At 33.4% G+C, this 20,328-nt stretch carries 15 protein-coding genes; all 15 read left to right on the plus strand.

Annotated features, from left to right (window positions below):
- The 15 genes from BUA82_RS08660 (at position 1) to BUA82_RS08730 (ending at position 20,324) form a co-directional block, all read left to right on the plus strand.
- Complete coding sequence (locus tag BUA82_RS08660) at positions 1–1,200, plus strand: FtsW/RodA/SpoVE family cell cycle protein (RefSeq protein WP_073006680.1); 1,200 nt, start codon at positions 1–3, stop codon at positions 1,198–1,200.
- A gap of 1 nt (position 1,201) precedes the next feature.
- The gene (locus tag BUA82_RS08665; RefSeq protein WP_073006683.1) at positions 1,202–2,680 is read left to right on the plus strand and encodes a peptidoglycan D,D-transpeptidase FtsI family protein; all 1,479 of its coding nucleotides are present in this window, start codon (positions 1,202–1,204) and stop codon (positions 2,678–2,680) included.
- A gap of 25 nt (positions 2,681–2,705) precedes the next feature.
- Positions 2,706–4,571, plus strand: coding sequence for an excinuclease ABC subunit UvrC (uvrC, locus tag BUA82_RS08670; RefSeq protein ID WP_073006685.1), 1,866 nt, complete (start codon positions 2,706–2,708; stop codon positions 4,569–4,571).
- Positions 4,572–4,721: 150 nt separating this feature from the next.
- A complete protein-coding gene (gene murB, locus BUA82_RS08675; RefSeq protein ID WP_073006688.1) occupies positions 4,722–5,669 on the plus strand; it encodes a UDP-N-acetylmuramate dehydrogenase in 948 nt (315 codons plus the stop codon).
- A 208-nt stretch (positions 5,670–5,877) separates the two neighbouring features.
- Positions 5,878–6,990: a histidinol-phosphate transaminase gene (hisC, locus tag BUA82_RS08680; RefSeq protein WP_073006691.1), complete on the plus strand. Its 1,113-nt coding sequence runs from the start codon at positions 5,878–5,880 to the stop codon at positions 6,988–6,990.
- 351 nt (positions 6,991–7,341) lie between these two features.
- Positions 7,342–8,226 carry an RNase adapter RapZ gene (gene rapZ / locus BUA82_RS08685; RefSeq protein WP_073006693.1) on the plus strand — a complete coding sequence of 295 codons (885 nt, stop codon included), beginning with the start codon at positions 7,342–7,344 and terminating at the stop codon, positions 8,224–8,226.
- Entirely contained in the window at positions 8,223–9,554 is a 1,332-nt protein-coding gene (locus BUA82_RS08690) for a gluconeogenesis factor YvcK family protein (RefSeq protein WP_073006695.1), read from the plus strand. The genes rapZ and BUA82_RS08690 overlap by 4 nt, the downstream gene beginning before the upstream one ends.
- A gap of 13 nt (positions 9,555–9,567) precedes the next feature.
- Complete coding sequence (whiA, locus tag BUA82_RS08695; protein ID WP_073006698.1) at positions 9,568–10,512, plus strand: DNA-binding protein WhiA; 945 nt, start codon at positions 9,568–9,570, stop codon at positions 10,510–10,512.
- 24 nt (positions 10,513–10,536) lie between these two features.
- Positions 10,537–11,184 carry a beta-phosphoglucomutase gene (pgmB, locus tag BUA82_RS08700; protein WP_073006700.1) on the plus strand — a complete coding sequence of 216 codons (648 nt, stop codon included), beginning with the start codon at positions 10,537–10,539 and terminating at the stop codon, positions 11,182–11,184.
- Positions 11,185–11,337: 153 nt separating this feature from the next.
- Positions 11,338–14,928 (plus strand): DNA polymerase III subunit alpha, encoded by a 3,591-nt coding sequence (locus tag BUA82_RS08705; RefSeq protein WP_073006703.1) that lies wholly within the window; start codon positions 11,338–11,340, stop codon positions 14,926–14,928.
- Between the two features lie 153 nt (positions 14,929–15,081).
- Entirely contained in the window at positions 15,082–15,771 is a 690-nt protein-coding gene (locus tag BUA82_RS08710; RefSeq protein WP_073006705.1) for a TVP38/TMEM64 family protein, read from the plus strand.
- Positions 15,772–15,980: 209 nt separating this feature from the next.
- On the plus strand, positions 15,981–18,701 hold the full coding sequence (locus tag BUA82_RS08715; RefSeq protein ID WP_178140710.1) for a sigma-54-dependent transcriptional regulator: 2,721 nt from the start codon (positions 15,981–15,983) through the stop codon (positions 18,699–18,701).
- 311 nt (positions 18,702–19,012) lie between these two features.
- Positions 19,013–19,360, plus strand: a complete 348-nt coding sequence (locus BUA82_RS08720) for a PTS lactose/cellobiose transporter subunit IIA (protein WP_207650292.1) — start codon at positions 19,013–19,015, stop codon at positions 19,358–19,360.
- A gap of 34 nt (positions 19,361–19,394) precedes the next feature.
- A complete protein-coding gene (locus BUA82_RS08725; RefSeq protein ID WP_073006710.1) occupies positions 19,395–19,925 on the plus strand; it encodes a glycine/betaine/sarcosine/D-proline family reductase selenoprotein B in 531 nt (176 codons plus the stop codon).
- 93 nt (positions 19,926–20,018) lie between these two features.
- Positions 20,019–20,324: a PTS sugar transporter subunit IIB gene (locus tag BUA82_RS08730; RefSeq protein WP_073006713.1), complete on the plus strand. Its 306-nt coding sequence runs from the start codon at positions 20,019–20,021 to the stop codon at positions 20,322–20,324.
- Positions 20,325–20,328: the final 4 nt, after the last annotated feature.

The raw sequence follows: 20,328 nt of genomic DNA on the forward strand, positions 1-20,328 counted from the left end.
ATGTATAGCTTTAGAGATGAAAAGCGAATGCTTTTTTTAACTTACTTATTATGTATAGCGCTATTTGTGAATTTAGCATTATTAAAGCAGCCTATGGATAAAGGTGCTCTTATCATGGGTGGAGTAATGTGCGTGCTTATAGGTTATGCACATTTTATAATAAGAAAGTTTTATCCCGATGGGGATAAATATATTTTGATTTTTGCAAGTATTCTCTCCGTTATTGGAGCTGCTATGCTGTATAGAATAGATATGACCGTGGCGATAAAACAGGTGGTATGGTTTGTACTTGGTATGGCAGGATATATTTTAATAGTAGTTTTATTGCCAGATCTTAAGAGCTTTTCTAAGTATAAATATATTTACATGGCAGGGACTTTAATCTTTATGGGAATGGCTACATTTATAGGAAGAACCTTATATGGAGCAAAAAACTGGGTTTATATAGGTAGCTTTGGCTTTCAGCCTTCAGAATTAGGTAAGGTATTTCTTATACTCTATTTAGCTGCGGCTTTAAGGGGATATGAAAGTTTTAAGCAGCTTATAGAGCCGGCAATAATCGTAATGATTTCTTTAGGGTTTATGGTGCTTCAAAGAGACCTAGGCTCTGCTTTAATAATATTTGGTATATCCATAACAATTTTATATATTGCCACTTCCAAGTTAAAATATATAATTGCTTGCCTTGGATTATTCTCAGTAGGTTCAGTAGCAAGTTATAAACTATTTGATCACATAAGGATAAGGGTTATGATATGGAAAGAACCATGGAAGTATTCCAACGATGAAAGTTATCAGATAGTACAAGGATTAATTGCTATTTCTTCAGGGGGATTGTTTGGCTCAGGATTAGGGCAAGGATTTCCTAAATGGGTACCTGTTAAAACAAGTGATTACATATTTGCTATTATATGTGAGGAGCTTGGAATTATTATCGCTGTAGGAATAATAATAATTTATTTCCTCTTATGTTATAGATCTATGAGAGCAGCTCTTAAAGCTGATGATGGTTTCTCACAATTGGCTGCAGTAGGCTTCTCAGCAATGATAGCTTCTCAGGTTTTAGTAATCATTGGAGGTGTATTTAATATAATACCACTTACAGGAATTACCCTACCTCTTATTAGTTATGGTGGAAGTTCCATGCTTACCATGTTCTTTTCACTGGGTATTCTTCAAAAGATATCAGAGGAGGGTTAACATGAATAATAATGACCTAACATCAAACATAAAAAAAGTATTGGTAGTATTTTTATTGTTATTTATAGCACTAATTTCCTATATAGGATATTTTCAGCTGTTTAAAGCTCATGATATAGCTGCAAGGAAAGAGAATAAGAGGCTTTGGGTGAAAAGGAATGAAGTTGTCCGAGGGGTTATATATGATAGAAATAAGACTGTATTGGCCCAAACCATTGAAAAAACAGAATTAAATCAAAAAAGACAATATCCTGGAGGGGAAGCTTTTGCTCATGTAGTAGGGTATGTAGATGAAACTTACGACTTAGCAGGTTTAGAAGCTACCTACGACCAAGAGTTAATAAGCTATGATGTAATAAATGCCAGCATTGATGCTTTTTTTAAAAAGCTTAATTTTAAAGAAGAATTTAATAAAAGAACTGTGCAGGAAGATAAAAAAGGAAACAATTTAATTACCACTTTAGATGCTAATTTGCAAAACATAGCCTTTGATGCCTTAGGCACTAATAAAGGAGCGGTAGTAGCTTTAAATCCTAAAACTGGTGAGGTATTAGCTAGTGTTTCCAAGCCTTCCTACGACACTAATAATCTAAAAAATATATGGAAAAGTATAAATACAGATGAAGAAGGTAAACCTCTTATTAACAGAGCTACTTCAGGCTTGTATCCACCAGGATCCACCTTTAAAATAGTAACTGCTGCCAGTGCATTGGAGAATATACCTGGAGTAACTACAAAAAAATTCAAGGATAATGGAAAGATTAAGTTTAACGAAAAACAATCCTTAAGCAATTACGGCGGATATTCCTATGGTGATATTGATTTAAAGAAAGCTATTTCAGTTTCTAGCAACGTGGTTTTTGGAACTTTAGCCATGGACCTAGGAAATGATAAGCTTATGGCAACTGCTGAAAAGTTTGGATTTAATAAGAAAATTTCTTCTGATGATGTTTTTATAGCACAAAGCAAGTTTCCTAAGTTAGAAAAGAGTGAAATAGGTAATATAGCTCAAACAGGCATAGGACAGAGCAGTATACTGGCTTCTCCCATGGAAATGGCTTTAGTTATTTCCACTATAGCCAATGATGGGGTTATGATGAAGCCAAGTTTAATGAAAGAAATTGTAAGTAGTAATGGCAGAAAGGTTAAATCCATGAAGCCAGAAGCACTACAAACCGTTATATCTAAAGATCAAGCTTCTACATTAAGAGATTATTTAAAGGCTAGCGTAGATGAGAAAATTAAAAGTCAGTGGAAATATGTATTTAATGGTACAAATACTGCAGGAAAGACTGGAACAGCTGATTATAAGCTTCCCAATGGAGAAAATGCTGTACCGCACTCTTGGTTTGTAGGGTTTGCACCTGCTGATAATCCACAGGTTGCTATAGCTGTTATAGTAGAAAATGGTGGATTAGGAGGGGGCGCAGCCGCCCAAACCGCAGGAAAAGTAATTAAAGCTGCGTTAAATACAAAATAAAAATTAAAAACCGGAGGGGATTATTATATTTGACTTCGAGTATCAGTTGAAGATATTACCGGACAAACCGGGAGTTTATATAATGAAGAATTCCCTGGGTGAAGTAATTTATGTAGGAAAGGCAAAAATATTAAAAAATAGGGTGAGGCAGTACTTCCAAAGTTCTAAGAACCATTCAGAAAAGGTTAGGGCTATGGTTAAGAATATTGCAGAATTTGAATATATAGTAACTGACAATGAGATGGAAGCTTTAATCCTTGAAGGAAACTTAATTAAAAAGTACTCACCGCGTTATAATATTTTATTAAAAGATGATAAATTTTATCCTTTTATAAAGATAACTACTAATGAAGATTTTCCCAGGGTTTTTGTAACAAGAAACTATGCTAGGGATGGAAATATGTATTTTGGTCCCTACACTAATGGGGCTGCAGTATATGAAACCATCAATCTTATAAATAAAATATTTCCTTTGAGAACCTGTAAAAGGTCAATAGTAGAGGGAGGGGAAGCTACTAGGCCTTGTCTCTACTATCATCTTCATAAGTGTAAAGCTCCTTGTGCAGGTTATATAAGTAAAGAAGAATATGAAAAGATGATAAAAGATATTATTGATCTTCTTCATGGTAAAAATTATAGTATAATAAAAGACTTAAAAGAAAAAATGGAAAAAGCAGCTGAGAATCTTCAATTTGAATCGGCGGCATCCTATAGGGATAACATAGCTGCCGTGGAGTCCATAGCAGAAAAACAAAAAATATTTACTTCCAGAGCTGATGATGAAGATTTCATCGAGTTATACTCGGATGAAAAGGATACTTGTGTACAGATTTTCTTTATACGAGATGGTAAGGTAAATGGAAGAGAACATTTTATGTTTGAGAATACTGCTGATAGTGATAAAGGGGAGCTTATGGAAGACTTTATAAGCAGCTTTTATGGCGGCACTGCATTAATTCCAAAGCATATATATATTTCAGAGTTAGCTGACCTAGAACTAATGGAACAATACTTAAGTGCTAAAAAAGGTTCTAAGGTTCTTATTAAAATCCCTCAAAAAGGCGAGAAAAAAGAACTCCTTAATATGGTAAAGAAAAATGCTAAAATAACTTTAGAACAATTTAAAACAAAGATTCTTCAAGATAAGGAAATAAACAAGATAGCCTTAGCAGAATTGGCAGCGTCACTTCAGTTGGAAGAGCTACCGGTACGAATTGAGGCTTATGATATATCTAACATCCAAGGTATGGATTCCGTAGGTACCATGGTGGTATTTGAGGAAGGAAAGGCTAAAAATAGTGATTATAGAAGATTTAAGATAAAAACAGTACAAGGTGCCAATGATTATGACAGCATGAGAGAAATATTACAAAGAAGATTTAGGCATGGTTTAGAAGAAATTAAATCTATCCAGGAGAGAAATTTAGAGTTATCTAAAGGTAAGTTTTTATATTTTCCAGATTTAATAATGATGGATGGTGGTAAAGGACAGATAAATGTTGCTCTGGAGGTATTAAAAGAACTGAATATTGAGATACCTGTATGTGGTATGGTAAAAGATGATAAGCATAGGACTAGAGGACTTATCTTTAATGGTGTAGAGATTCCAATGGCACAAAATTTTAATGCTATGCATATGATAACAAGGATACAGGATGAAGTGCACAGATTTGCTATTACCTACCATAGGAGCCTGAGAGATAAGAGAACACTACATTCTATACTTGAAGATATACCTTTTGTGGGGGAAAAAAGAAGAAGAAATTTACTTATGAAATTTGGAAGCGTAGAAAATATAAGAAAAGCTTCCATGAAAGAACTTCTTGAAACCCCTTCCATAGATAAAAAATCAGCAGAAAGTATAAAAAAATATTTTAAGGATAAAAAGTAACATAAATATACTAAATAATTACAGAATCTTAAACAGAAGGTTATGTAATTTTTAACATTGTGCGGAGTTATGTACTACTATGTGCTTTTTATGGTATAATAATTTTTGTTAAAAATGTGGGAGAACTAATTTCAATCGAGGAGATAAATAATGAATCAAAAATTAGAGTTTAGCATGAAATTAAGCGATATTGTTGATAAAAATGAATTTGATTTGGATGTGCCAATGAGTGAACATACTTATTTTAAAGTAGGAGGACCAGCTGATATAATGGTTACGCCCTCTACAAAAGATAAGGTAATTGAGGTAATTAATCTTTGTAAAGCTGAAAATATTCCTTATATAATAATAGGAAATGGATCTAATCTTCTTGTAAGAGATGGAGGTATTAGGGGAGTAGTTATTAAATTATCAGCTTTAAACAATATAATTGTAAATGAGGAAGATATAATTGCAGATAGTGGGGCACTTTTGTCAGATGTATCTAAAAAAGCTTTAGAATTCAGTCTTACAGGATTCGAATTTGCTTGTGGTATACCTGGAAGTGTTGGAGGAGCTGTATTTATGAATGCTGGAGCTTATGATGGAGAGCTATGTAATGTTATCAGTGAAGCTTTGGTGATAGATGAAAATGGAAACTTAAAAGTGCTAAACAACTCCGAACTAGAATTAGGTTACAGAACAAGTGCAGTTATGACCAATGGATATGTGGTGATTCAAGCTAAATTCAAGCTTAAAAAAGGAGCATATGAAAAGATTAAAGGAAGAATTGATGAGCTTACAGCAAGAAGAGAAGATAAGCAGCCTTTAGAATATCCTTCAGCGGGAAGTACCTTTAAAAGACCTGTTGGTTATTTTGCAGGTAAGCTTATTCAGGATGCAGGTTTAAAAGGCTTTTGTATAGGTGGAGCATCAGTTTCTGAAAAACATTCAGGTTTTATAATTAATAAAGATCATGCTACAGCCAATGATATTTTAAACCTTATAATGCATGTACAGAGAACTGTTAAAGATATGTTTGGTGTGGATTTAAGCCCTGAAGTAAGGATAATTGGAGAAGATATTTTAGAACCTAATGTTCTTGCAGCTAATCAATAGTCATTATAAAAGTATATATTTCCATAAAAAACTCTATGAAACATTTATGCTTCATAGAGTTTTTTTATGGAAATTAGCGATTTAAATATGCTGTACTTTTTATAAAATTTACTGTGATAAAGTGCTAGCAGTTGTAATTGCGAAATATTCTGAAAAATTATACTATTTATATAGGGAGAAACTGTAATTAAAAGGGGGCTAATTAAATATGACACAAGAAATTTCACAAAAACACTCTATAAGACCTGAGGTTTTAAGTATTGAAAAGTATGTAGCTGGAAAGCCTATTAGCGAAGTTAAAAGAGAACTTGGACTAGATGAAGTAATAAAGCTTGCATCCAATGAGAACCCATTGGGATGCTCACCTAAAGCTAAAGAAGCTTTGAAAAGGGTTATAGATGAATCTTCACTTTATCCTGACTCTTCTTCTTATGAGCTTAAAAAAGCCATAGCCAATAAGCTAAATGTTAAGGAAGGACAGATTTTCTGCGGGGCAGGGTCTGATTCTTTAATTAAGGTAATATGCCAAACCATATTAAATCCAGAAGATGAATCTATAATGGGAGAAGTAACCTTTTCAAGATATGAAGACAATACTAAACTCATGGGAGGTACTGTAGTAAAAGTCCCTCTTAAAAATAATTTTTTAGATATTGAAGCTATGGTGGAAAAAATAACACCAAAAACCAAGGTGATATGGTTTTGTAATCCCAACAATCCTACAGGTGGTATGTTTACGGGTACAGAGCTTAATGAGGTGCTTCACAAGATATCCAAAGATGTTTATATAATCATGGATGAAGCGTACTATGAATATGTAACAGATGAAGACTATCCAGATTCATTAAAGCTTTTACCAGAGTATCCTAATATGATTATATTAAGAACCTTTTCTAAGGCATATGGACTAGCTTCTTTGAGATGTGGTTATGGAATATGCCACGAAGAGCTTGTACAATACCTCAATAGAGTAATTAATCCCTTCGACGTGAACTTATTTGCACAATATGCAGCCATAGCAGCCCTAGAGGATGAAGAATACTTAAAGCTAGTACATGAAACCAATAAGGAGCAAAAAGAATATTTATTAAAAGCCTTTGATGAAATGAAACTTAACTATGTTCCTTCCAATACAAACTTCATCATGGTAGATGTAAAAGGACAAGATAAATTCTTATTTGATTATTTATTAAAAAAGGGAATCATCATAAGGCCAGGCTTCCTCCTAGGTATGCCAGGTTGGTTAAGAGTATCTATTGGAACTGAATATCAAAATAAAAAGTTTATAGAAGAACTTAAGCAAGGGATAAAAAAAATTTAAAATTTATAATTTAGAATTTAAAATGGAGGATATTTTTCTGATGAAAAGAATCAGAAAAATTTTGAATTAGTATATAATAAAAGAAGTTTCCTGGAGGAAACTTCTTTTATATTCTTTTATATAGTCTTAGAAACTCCGGAAGGAGTTTCTTCCTTCATTCTACATTCTACATTCTAAATTTTAAATTAGTTATCTACATTTTACAGTCTCAATTTTAAATTAATTTGCAATTGTCAATTCTAAATTGTAAATTAATATAGTAATAGATTATAATGATAATGTGTATTATAATGTGTAGTAATGTTTTGTTATGACTAGATTTGATTTATATATAACAGGAGGATGAATTAGATGAGATTTATAATTGTAACAGGTTTATCCGGGGCAGGTAAAACAGAAGCTACTAGGAGTCTAGAGGATCTTGGATATTTCTGTGTGGATAATCTTCCCCCTACGTTGATACCAAAATTTGCAGAGGCTTGTATACAAAGTGAAGGGAAAATTGAGAAGATAGCTTTAGTTATTGATATTAGAGGAGGAACTTTCTTTGATAGCCTTTTCCAAAGCTTAATTTATCTTAAGGAGCATGAATTTAAATATGAAATATTATTTTTAGATGCTTCTGACGAAGTGCTGGTAAAAAGATTTAAGGAAACCAGAAGAAGACATCCTTTGGCTCCAGATGGAAGAATAATAACTGGAATTACTAATGAAAGAAATAGGCTGCGTGAAGTTAGAGATAGAGCAGATACAATAATAGACACTTCAAAACTTGCTATTAGAGACCTAAGGGATAAAATAACAAATCTTTATGGTGACAATAGTAAAATAGAAAGGCACCTTTCTATTACTGTACTTTCCTTTGGATTTAAATATGGCATTCCTGTGGATGCAGATTTGGTTTTTGATGTAAGATTTATACAGAATCCTTTTTACATTCCAGAACTTAAGAAATTTTCAGGTATGGAAGAGCCAGTTAGAAAGTTTGTAATGGAACATGAAGAAACTCAAGGCTTTATGGAAAAACTAATGGATATGATAACTTTTCTTATACCAAACTATATAAAAGAGGGTAAAAGGCAGCTTATAATTGCTATAGGTTGTACTGGTGGAAGGCATAGATCTGTGGCTATAGCTAATGCTATATATGAAAGCCTAGTTAAAGAAAATTACAAGGCAAGTATTGAACACAGAGATATTAATGAAGATGTAAATAGGGGAGCTTATAAGCTATGAGGATTTGGGAATGGCTAAGGCCAGGGATTAAGATTAAAAGATGGATATTGTTTGCTTTTTTAGGGATACTGCTTATTGCTTTTGGGGTTAATGAATTAGTGACTAGAAAGTTTTATAGCTTGAATTACAAACTCTTTTGGGCATTTTTAAATATCGCAGGTTTTTTTATTCTATATGTATCCGTTACTGAAGGGATGAAATCCATAATAGCTCTTATAAATAAAGGATATTTAAAGGTATCCCTTGATAATGAGAAAATTGAAAGCTTAATTTACGAAAAAAGGCTATTGGTAAAAGGCCCTAAGATAGTGGTAATAGGCGGAGGTACAGGGCTCTCCACCATGTTAAGAGGTTTAAAGTATTATACCTCCAACATTACAGCAATTGTTACCGTGGCAGATGATGGTGGAGGATCAGGAGATCTTAGAGAGGATCTTGGAATGCTGGCGCCAGGAGACATAAGAAACTGCATATTAGCCTTAGCTGACACAGAGCCTCTTATGGATGAACTTTTGCAATACAGGTTTAAAGATGGAAGGCTTAAGAATCAAAGCTTTGGAAATCTATTTTTGGCGGCCATGGATGGTATATCAGATAACTTTGAGGATGCTGTACAAAAAATGAGTTCCGTTTTAGCGGTAACAGGAAAGGTTCTTCCCGTTACTTTAGATGATATGAAGCTTAAAGCGCAATTTAAAAATGGAAATATAGTAGAAGGTGAATCCAATATACCTGAGGAAACTATAGTCCAAAAAACCAGTATTGAAAGAATTATGATAGATCCTGAAAATGCAAAGGCTCTTCCAGATGCCTTGGAAGCTTTATATGATGCTGATGCCATAATTATGGGGCCTGGGAGTCTGTACACATCTGTGCTTCCTAATCTTTTAGTTAAGGACATAGCCTATGCTATTAAGAAGAGTAAGGCATTAAGGATATATGTTTCTAATATAATGACTCAGCCGGGAGAAACAGATGGTTTTACTGCATCAGATCACGTAAAGACCATTTACTCTCACGTGGGCCATGGCATAATAGATTATGTAGTGGCTAATGTTGAACCTATAGAAGATGATCTAAAGGAAAAGTATTTAAAAGAAAACTCTAAGCTGGTAGAGTTTGATAGAAAAGAATTAGATAAGCTAGGGGTTACCCCTATAGAAGCCAATCTTATAGAGGTTAAGAAGGGCCTTATAAGGCATGATGCAGATTATCTTGCCAGGGTTTTAGCGGAGACAATAATGGAAAGAAAACTTTTATATGATAGAAAAAGGATATTGGAATATATGTATCTTTCAGATAGAATAAAAAATTCGAAGAATAACTAAGGAAGGGGAGCCTATGTCATTTTCATCTAATGTTAAAGGAGAAATATGCAGATATACCGATCTTACTAAAGAAGAAGCATTAGCAGAACTTTCAGCTATTATGAAAGTCAGCGGTACCATTTCTTTTAGTGAGAGGTCTTTAAATTTTAGAATTACCACGGAAAATCCCGCTAGTGCAAGACTTGCATTTACTTTATTAAAAGAACATTTTAAAATTCATGCAAAGCTTATGGTGAAGAAAAGCAATTCCTTAAAAAAGAACAATTTGTATATGGTTATGGTTACTGAAGAAATGGGTGTAAGGGAACTACTAAAGGAAACAGGGATTCTTAGGGATGATGAAGATATCTTATCTTTAGATTATAGGATAGATAGGAGTTTACTTCTTACAGAACAATGTAAAAGGACATATATAAGAGGTGCTTTTATTGGTGGAGGTAGTATAAGTAATCCTGAAAAGACTTATCACCTAGAATTTGTAACCCATAATTTAGAGTATGCTGAGGATTTAAGCGCGCTTATAAATGAATTTGGATTAAACTCTAAGGTTATACAAAGAAAAAGCAGCTTTATAGTATACCTTAAGGAAGGGGAGCAGATAGTTGACCTTTTGAACATCATAGGTGCACATGCTTCTCTATTAGAATTAGAAAACATTCGAATAATGAAAGAGATGAGAAATAATGTAAACCGCTTGGTGAATTGTGAAACAGCAAATTTAAGTAAAACTGTGAATGCTGCTGTTCGTCAGGTGGAAAGCATAAAGCTTATACAAAGAGAAATAGGATTAGCGAGGCTTCCTAAAAATTTAAGAGATATTGCAGAGCTTAGATTGAACTATCCAGATGAATCTTTAAAAGAATTAGGAGAAATGTTAAATCCTCCTGTAGGAAAGTCTGGGGTTAATCATAGATTAAGAAAAATTGAAAAAATAGCTGAAGAACTTAGGAAAAATTAACTGTTGTTAGGGAGGATTTTATTTATGAAAGAAGTAAAAGCGTGTTTATTTGATTTGGATGGGGTTATAGTAGATACTGCAAAATACCATTATCTTGCCTGGAAGAGACTTTCACAAGAATTAGGTTTTGATTTTACAGAAGAAGATAATGAAAGACTTAAAGGAGTAAGCCGTATGGCTTCCCTTGAAATATTATTGTCTATAGGACAAGTTGTTGTCAGTGAGGAAGAAAAGCTATCCATGGCAGAAAAGAAAAACAAATGGTATGTTGATTATATATCCAAGCTTAAAGAGGATGAGATACTTCCAGGAGTAAAGGAATTCTTAACTTTGCTAAGAGAAAATGGAATTAAGGTCGCATTAGGCTCAGCTTCAAAAAACTCCATGTTAATATTAGAAAATCTTAAACTAATTCCATATTTTGATGCTATAATTGATGGAAATAAGGTTTCCAAGGCTAAGCCAGATCCAGAAGTTTTCCTACTGGGAGCTAAAGAATTAGGAGTTAATGCTGAAGAATGCGTAGTCTTTGAAGATGCAGAAGCAGGTATTGAAGCTGCAAAAAGAGCAAATATGAAAGCGGTGGGAATAGGCTCTATAGATGTACTTAATAAAGCAGATAAAGTAGTTCCAGGCTTTAAAGGCATAAGACTAGAGATTTTAGAGTTCTAGAGATATTTTATATAAAAAATTCTAGAATTTATAGAAGTTTTATATTAAATAGAGTAAGGATTTATTCCCTACTCTATTTATTTATATAATGCAAAGAAATTTTATTAGATTTATAATAGTTATATAGTTAATAGAAGGGAGTGAAATTACAACTTGAGTGAAAAAAAGTTCACCCATTTGCATCTCCACACAGAATATAGCCTTCTTGATGGATCTGGAAAGATTCCTAAGATAATTGCCAGAGCTAAAGAGCTTGGAATGGATAGCATCGCTATTACAGATCATGGTGTAATGTACGGCTGTGTAGATTTTTATAATGCAGCCAAAGAGCAAGGAATAAAGCCTATACTAGGCTGTGAAGTTTATGTAGTGCCTAAATCTCTTTACATAAAAGAAAATAATGATAGAGACAATGAAATATATCATCTGGTACTTTTAGTAAAAAATGAAACAGGTTATAAAAATCTAATGAAAATAGTAAGCAAAGCTTCCATAGAGGGTTTTTATTATAAGCCTAGAGTTGACCATGATTATCTTAGAGAAAACAGTGAAGGGCTTATTGCTCTAAGTGCTTGTCTTGGAGGGGAAGTTCAATCCTATACTTCTAGGGGAAATATAAATAAAGCAAAAGAAACAGCACTTATTTATAAGGAAATATTTAAAGATGGATTTTATCTTGAATTGCAGGACCACGGTGTGGAGGAGCAGAAAAAGGTTAATAAAGAAGTAATAAATATAGCTAGAGAGCTTAATATACCTCTTATAGCTACCAATGATGTTCATTATATAAACAAAGAAGATGCTAGATCTCACGATATATTACTTTGTATACAAACGGGAAAGAGCATAGATGAAGAAAACAGGATGAGATACCCCTCCGATGAGTTTTACCTTAAGTCTCCAGAGGAAATGTGGAATATTTTCTCTTATATCCCAGAGGCTTTAGAAAACACTCAAAGCATAGCAGAGCAGTGTAATTTTGATTATGAGTTTCACGTATCAAAGCTGCCTAAGTTTCCATTGCCTGAGGATACAGACCCTTATGAATACCTTAGAAAAGTATGCTATATGGGATTAATAGAAAGATATGATGAATTTTCATCCTTAAGAGATAAGCCGCTAGATTATAAGTTTATAGAAGAAATAGCAAAGTCAGATCCTGATGCTAAGGGATATGTGGATAGGCTGGAGTTTGAGCTTCAAATCATTAAGCAGATGGGTTATGTAGATTATTTTCTTATTGTATGGGATTTTATTAGATTCTCCAATGAAAATGGTATACCCACTGGGCCTGGACGAGGATCTGCCGCAGGAGCCATAGTGGCCTATTGTCTAGGAATTACAAAAATAGATCCCATTAAATATAATTTACTCTTTGAAAGATTCTTAAATCCTGAGAGAATAAGCATGCCGGATATAGATAGCGACTTTTGCTATGAAAGAAGACCGGAGGTTATAGATTATGTAGTAGAGAAATATGGAGCAAAAAACGTATCACAGATTATAACTTTTGGTACCATGGCAGCCAGAGCTTGTATTAGAGATGTAGGCAGGGCTATGAATTATTCTTATGCTGAAGTGGATAAAATAGCAAAGATGATTCCTACGGTGTTAAATATCACCATAGATAAGGCCCTAGAAATGAACCCAGAGCTTAAAGGGGCCTATGATGAGGATATAAGGGTTAAAGAACTTATAGACGTTAGTAGAGCCTTAGAGGGGCTTCCACGGCACTCCTCCACCCATGCTGCTGGAGTGGTTATAGCCTCAAAACCACTGGTGGAATATGTTCCTCTTCAAAAAAATGAAGATATGATAGTGACCCAGTTTCCTATGGGTACATTGGAAGAGCTTGGACTATTGAAAATGGACTTCTTAGGCCTCCGTACCTTAACGGTAATGAGCAATACTGTAGAGATGGTACATGAAAATCGCGGTGTAGATATAGACTTGGACAAATTAGACTTTGGTGATAAAGAAGTCTATAAGATGATAGGAGAAGGGAAAACCGTAGGGGTATTCCAATTAGAATCTCCGGGAATGACCTCTTTCATGAAAGAACTAAAACCCGACTCCTTAGAAGACATAATAGCGGGTATCAGTCTCTACAGACCAGGCCCTATGGCTGAAATACCCAAATACATTGAAAATAAGAGATATCCAGAAAAGGTAAAATATATAACACCTCACCTAGAACCTATACTAGATGTTACCTATGGAGTTATGGTTTACCAAGAACAGGTAATGCAAATAGTTAGGGATCTGGCGGGATACTCTTTAGGTAGAAGTGACTTGGTAAGAAGAGCCATGTCCAAGAAAAAACATAAGGTCATGGAGGAAGAAAGAAAGAATTTTATTTATGGTATAGTAGATGAAAATGAAAAAGTATTAGTACCTGGGTGCCTAAGGAATGGTATTTCTGAAGAGGCAGCCAATAAGATATTCGATCAAATGATGGACTTTGCTTCCTATGCATTTAACAAGAGCCACGCTGCTGCCTATGCTGTAATTGGTTTTCAGACGGCTTATCTTATGAGATATTATCCTGTGGAGTTTATAGCAGCTATGTTAAATAGCGTTATGGGCAACAATGAAAAAGTGGCTTTTTATATTCACTTTGCGGAATCTTTGGGGATACAAGTACTTCCCCCTGATATAAATGAAAGCTATTCAAAGTTCACAGTTAAAGGTGATACTATTAGATTTGGTATGGCGGCTATAAAAAATGTAGGTGTTAATGCTATTGAAGCCATTGTTAAGGCTAGGAATGAAAAAGGTGAATTTATAAGCCTCTCAGATTTTTGTAACAGGGTAGAACCTTCTTCCATAAATAAGAGAGCGGTGGAAAGCCTTATCAAGGCTGGGGCCTTTGACGGCTTAAAGGTATTTAGGTCAAGGATGCTTGCAGTGTATGAGAAGCTTTTAGATGGAGCTTCCAGCCAGAAAAAGAAGAACATCGATGGACAGATAAGCCTTTTTGGAGGCCTTGACCTGGGAGCGGCCATAGAAATCCCAGAGATAGCCTATCCAAAAATAAAGGAATTTGATAAGAAGTACATCCTTGCTATGGAAAAGGAAATGACGGGTTTATATCTCACTGGTCATCCTTTAGATGAATATGCAAAGAGCTTGAAAAATCAAACTTCCATTGAAATTGAAACCATAATGAGCTCTAATCAAATATTAGAAGATGATACCCTTCCTGAAGAACTGGTAGCGGAAGCTATTCTTAGAAACACTGATGTAGTGGAGGATGGGGAAAGAGTAATCATCGGAGGAATAATTACAGAGGTAAGCAGAAAGGTTACTAGAAATAATAATATTATGGCCTTTGTAAAGTTAGAAGATCTTACTGGAACCATTGAAGTAATAGTGTTCCCTAATACACTGCAAAAGGTTAATTATATGGTAGAGGTGGATCAGCTTATAGTTATAAGAGGTAAGTTAAGCATAAGGGAAGATGAAGCTCCTAAGGTAATATGTGAAGATATTCAGCCTTTAGAGAAGATAAATAGCTCAAAAATATATATTAAGGTAGAAGACAACAAAACTGCCAAAGAAGTAAATTGGGCATTAAAACCTTACCTAGCACCTTATAGAGGGGAAACCCCTGTGTATATTTTTGCAGCTAAGGAAAGGCAAAACTTTAGATTATCTAGAGATATGTGGATAGACACAGAAAAAGGCGGTCTAGAGTTTTTAAGAGAAAAATTTGGAGAAGAAAATGTTAAGTTAGTGGAGTAAAAAAACGGCGAAAGCCGTTTTTTTTATTTAAATTACGAATTAAGAAATATACAATAGCTTCTTAAGTAAAATATAAGATTTAGTTAATTTAATAATAAGTTCTTACCTTTATAATTAATTTCATTAGAAAAGTTATAAGGGAGGCCAACTATTTTGAAAAGAAAAACTATAGTTAAATACACTATATTTTTAATTATCTTAGGTACAATATTATATTACTTTAACAAATTTAATTTATATAGCTATTTCAAGGAGATATTTTATTCATCTGAAAACTTTAAGGAATTTGTTATTAAACAAGGGAGCCTAGCACCAGTAGTGTTTTTCTTAATCCAAATAGGCCAAGTAATTATATCTCCTATACCAGGAAACTTAACTGCGTTAGCAGGCGGGGCTTTGTTTGGAGGATTATATGCTTCCCTTTTAAGTGGTTTAGGAATAATCCTTGGATCCATGATAGCTTTTTATCTTGCTAGGATTTTTGGAAAGCCATTAGTTATTAAATTTGTTGGTGAAAGTATTTTTAATAAATATGGTAAAGTATTTCAAAAAAAATCTGCTTTAAGCTTGTTTATATTATTTCTTTTACCCTTCTTTCCTGATGATGCGCTTTGTTTCTTAGCAGGAATATCAAATATTAATTTTAAGTTATTTCTCATTCTCACTGTAATAGGAAGATTACCAAACATAGTATTTGCTTCTTTAGTTGGTTCTGGAATATTTTCTTTTTCTCTTATTACTTGGATAATAATAGGCGTAATATCAGGAGTATTATTTTTACTGTTGTTCCGATATAAGAATGAAATTGAAGGGTGGTTGAATGCTAGGCTTAGATTGGAATAATTTTTGTTTTTTATGTGCTCTTTTTCATACTTTCAAAACATAATTATCATATGCAGAAGGTATTCCTTTTAAGTAAACCTTATATAAATCTAAGAATCACCTGATTTTTATTTACAGAAAAAAACATATAAATTCAAAATAAATTGTTCTTCTCATCCTAACTATGATAAAATCAAAATTATTAGAAGTATATGGAAGAGGGTGAGGTTGTGAAAAGTAATATAGAACAAGTCTTAGATATAATAAGAAAGTATTCAGAAGAGAATAAAGGGCTTTCAGCAGGAGAAGTGGCAGAAGAGCTTAATATGCAAAGAAGTAATGCTAGTGCCGTACTTAATGAGTTGTATAAGCAAGGAATACTGTTAAAAATCAAGGGAAAACCTGTTATATATACTTTAAATAATGCTCAAGAAAATAGAAACATAACTTCCGTGAAAAATGCAAACTTTAATGCAATAACCGGCAGTGATAAGAGTTTGAAAAAGTGTATACAGCAGGCTAAGGCAGCCATTATGTATCCTCCTAAAGGGCTTCATACCCTTATACTAGGGCCTAGCGGCGTAGGTAAAACCATGTTTGCAGAACTTATGTATAAGTTTGCTTTGGAAAATGGAGTTTTTAGCTTAAAATCCCCTTTTGTATCTTTTAATTGTGCGGATTATTCTAATAACCCTCAACTTCTCATGTCCCATCTTTTTGGCTCTAAAAAAGGCGCCTTTACAGGGGCAGATAAGGATAGGGAAGGAATTGTATGTAAAGCCAATGGAGGGGTACTTTTCTTAGATGAGGTTCACAGGCTCCCACCAGAAGGACAAGAAATGTTGTTTTACTTGATAGATAAAGGTATGTACACTCCTTTAGGGGATGACAGCAAGAAAAAATGCCAAGTTTTAATAATATGTGCCACCACTGAAGATATAGATAATGTGCTCTTATCCACCTTTACCAGAAGAATCCCAATGACCATAAAGATACCAGCATTAGGTGAAAGAACTTTAGAAGAAAGGTTTTCTCTAATATGTGAGTTTTTCAAGATAGAAGCAGCCAGGGTAGGGAAAGATATATCAGTGTCCTCTAATACTATAAGACAGCTGCTTTTATATGAGTGTCCAGGAAATGTGGGTCAACTTAAAAGTGATATACAATTAGGGTGTGCTAATGGTTTTTTAAATTCTTTATCCCATGCTAAAAACAACATAGAAATTCATTGTACGGATTTTGCTTCCCATGTAAATCAAGGACTGCTAATATATAAAAATAATGCTCAAGAAGTAGATAAATTTGTTAATGATGAAAGAAATTTATACTTTACCCCTAAAGGGCAAAGAAGCACCATAAAAGAAGGTGACTATTCCCTTCCTAATAACTTTTATGAAGATATAGAAAAAAGAACGGAGGAGCTTCAAAAAAGAGGAGTAGAGGATAATGAAATAAAGCTTTTAATGGAATTGGATATAGAAAACTATTTTAAGAGCTTTATTAGAAATTTTGATAAAGGTGTAAAAAAGTACGAGCTATCTAAAATTGTGCCAGAGGAGATTATAAATCTTACAGAAAGTTTTTTAAGAATGGCAGGAAAAAAACTTAAAAAAGTATTTCCTGTAAAGGTTTTTTATGGCTTATCCCTTCATATTAACTCTAGTATAGAAAGAATAAAATCCGGCAAGGAAATAGTAAATCACAATTTAGAAAATATTATGTTAAACCATGAAGAAGAGTTTAATTTAGCTAAAGAGCTAGCTTTTAGCATAGAGAAAAGATTTGGAATTACCATACCTAATGCAGAAGTAGGATTTATAGCCATGTTTTTAACAGTAGACGAGATTGAATGCCAATGCGTAGAGGATAGACCAATAGTGGTTATAGCCATGCATGGAAGGAGTACAGCCTCTTCCATGGCAGAGGTGGTAAATAGGCTGGTGGGGGCAAATAATGTCTATGCTTACGACATGAATTTAGATAAAAGCTCTAAGCTGGCATATGAAGAGCTGAAAGAAATTATATTGAAAAAGCATCAAGGAGCAGGGGTAATGCTTTTAGTGGACATGGGGTCTCTAGGAACTTTTGGAGAGCTTATAAGCAAAGAAACTGGCATTGATATTAAAATTTTCAATTTGGTATCCACCCCTATAGCTATAGAATGTTCTAGAAAAGCTGTTATTGATGGAGATATTAATAAAATCTATGAGGATATAGCCTGCTCTGTAGCTCAATATTCCCCTTATAACACAAAGGTTTCTCAGTCTTTTATACCTCATAGAGATAAAATAATAGTAACCTTGTGTACCACGGGAGAAGGGAGTGCTATTCAGCTAAAAAATTTCATAGAGAATAAGATTTCCTTAGATGAATATAATGCGGAAATATTCCCTATGTCCTTAAACAATAAGCAGTATATGTATAACATATTGAATAATTTATCCCAAGAGAAAAAAATACTAGCCATAGTAGGCACCATAAATCCTAATATATACGGTATCCCCTTTATATCCACCTATGAAATATTTATGGATAATGACTGTAAGAAATTAAAAGAGCTATTAAATAATCCTATTTTCAAAGAAAAGGATAAAGAAGAGCTGGGATATGATACTTTCTTGGAAGTCCTTCAAGGAGATATAAACAATATGAACCTATTTAACTTTGAGGATATGTATAATAAGTTCTTATCAGAGCTAGAACATAGCATAGACAAAAGCATCGACTATGATATAAGGGTAGGACTTATGGTCCATATAGTGTGCAGTATAAGTAACATCATGGAGGGAAAACTCACCCCTTCCTGCTACTCCAAAGAAGAATTAAAGAAAAGATATCCTGAAGAATTTAAAGCCATACAAATTAATATAAAACACATAGAAGAGTATTATAATATTAATTTTAGTGATGATGAAGTTTGCTTTATTTTAAGAAATATTATGAATGTATAATAAAGAGATAGAAATAAAGTAAGGATGTAAGAAACCTAAGTTAAAGGGTTTCTTTTTTTTTCTCCCTATAAGTGTATTTAATCATGTGTATATAGTAAGTGTTTACATGTGTATAAATAGTGAGTATAACTTAATAAGATTCTAGGTAATGTGTATATGAAGTGTATAAAAGTATTAATATGTTTCTATAAGAAACGTTAGAATATAAGGCTTTAAAGGTGTTTAATGAGTTTGGCATGGGATTTGCTTTATAAATGTATAAGGAATTTATTTAAAATATATAAGAAAATTATCTAACTGGAGGAATGGATATGACTGAGACAGTAAAAGAAGAAATGAGTAGTGATATGATATTTCAACTTATAAGCTATTCTGGTGATGCAAGAAGCTATATATATGAAGCCTATGATTCAGTAAGAGAAGGAAGATATGAAGAAAGTGACAGCCTTTTACAAAAAGCCGATGAAGCTATAATAGAAGCTCATAATATGCAGACTAATCTTATTCATAAGGAAGCAAGAGGAGAGAAGGTGGAAATCAATCTTCTTTTAGTACATGCTCAAGATCATCTTATGAATACCTTGCTGTCAAAGGAGTTAGTAAAAAATATGATAAAGATGCAAAAGGAAATCAATGAATTAAAGGGTAAAATAGAGTAATCTTAAGAAAAAATAAGGGTTAAGGGTGATGTAAATGATAAAGATAGTTCAATTCTTAAATCAGGTACAAGCCGGTTTAGGAGGAGATGAAAAAATGAACATTCCGCCTTCAGCTCAACATGGAGGAGCAGGGCTAGGAATGTTGCTTAAATCTACACTTATGAGATTTGGAGGTGATATAACAGGAACGGTGATATGCGGTGACAATTATTTTTTACAAAATAAAGATAAAGCAATAGAGGAAATATTAGAGCTTATAAAAAAGTTTAACCCAGATGTAGTTATATGCGGACCTGCATTAAATTATAAAAGATATGGTGAATGTTGTGGGTATCTAGTGGAATCTATTGAAGAAAAACTTAAGATACCAGCCTTTGCAGCTATGGCGGAAGATAGTACAGGAAAAGAACTTTTCAGAAAAAGGGTCTATATTATTAAGACTCCAGGAAGAGGCGGGGTAGGTTTAAATAATTCCTTGAAAAATATTGCTAGCTTTGCAGTAAAACTTGCTATGCATGAACCTATAGGCAGTGCGGAACAGGAAGGTTATTTTACAAGAGAATAATTTATATTTATTTACTAATTAAGGACAATAGTAGCATATATTTTATTAATAGAAATAAATTATGCACAGATAAAAAATTAGGAGGTTTATTCTATGGTTAATATTGTATTATTTTGTTCCGCTGGCATGTCTACCAGTCTTTTAGTTACAAAGATGGAGAAAGCAGCTAAAGATAAAGGTATAGAGGTTATTATAAATGCCTATCCTGAGGCGGAAATGCGTAAACGTTTAAATGATGCAGATGTAGTACTTTTAGGACCTCAAGTAAGATATGCTTTAGCAAAGGCAAAGAAGCTTTGCGATGAAATGAATATACCTATAGATGTTATTAATTCAAGAGATTATGGATTAATGAACGGAGAAAAGGTACTAGAACAAGCTCTTAGTTTAATTAAGTAAAAAT

It is taken from the genome of Clostridium amylolyticum (assembly GCF_900142075.1).
GTDB classification, from domain to species: Bacteria; Bacillota; Clostridia; order Clostridiales; family Clostridiaceae; genus Clostridium_AA; species Clostridium_AA amylolyticum.

Bases quoted from the DNA above. Each gene is read 5' to 3' on its own strand.
- BUA82_RS08665 (WP_073006683.1), top strand. From the start codon at position 1,202: ATGAATAATAATGACCTAACATCAAACATAAAAAAAGTATTGGTAGTA.
- BUA82_RS08725 (WP_073006710.1), top strand. From the start codon at position 19,395: ATGATAAAGATAGTTCAATTCTTAAATCAGGTACAAGCCGGTTTAGGA.
- BUA82_RS08660 (WP_073006680.1), top strand. From the start codon at position 1: ATGTATAGCTTTAGAGATGAAAAGCGAATGCTTTTTTTAACTTACTTA.
- BUA82_RS08720 (WP_207650292.1), top strand. From the start codon at position 19,013: ATGACTGAGACAGTAAAAGAAGAAATGAGTAGTGATATGATATTTCAA.
- rapZ (WP_073006693.1), top strand. From the start codon at position 7,342: ATGAGATTTATAATTGTAACAGGTTTATCCGGGGCAGGTAAAACAGAA.
- whiA (WP_073006698.1), top strand. From the start codon at position 9,568: ATGTCATTTTCATCTAATGTTAAAGGAGAAATATGCAGATATACCGAT.
- BUA82_RS08730 (WP_073006713.1), top strand. From the start codon at position 20,019: ATGGTTAATATTGTATTATTTTGTTCCGCTGGCATGTCTACCAGTCTT.
- murB (WP_073006688.1), top strand. From the start codon at position 4,722: ATGAATCAAAAATTAGAGTTTAGCATGAAATTAAGCGATATTGTTGAT.
- hisC (WP_073006691.1), top strand. From the start codon at position 5,878: ATGACACAAGAAATTTCACAAAAACACTCTATAAGACCTGAGGTTTTA.
- pgmB (WP_073006700.1), top strand. From the start codon at position 10,537: ATGAAAGAAGTAAAAGCGTGTTTATTTGATTTGGATGGGGTTATAGTA.
- BUA82_RS08690 (WP_073006695.1), top strand. From the start codon at position 8,223: ATGAGGATTTGGGAATGGCTAAGGCCAGGGATTAAGATTAAAAGATGG.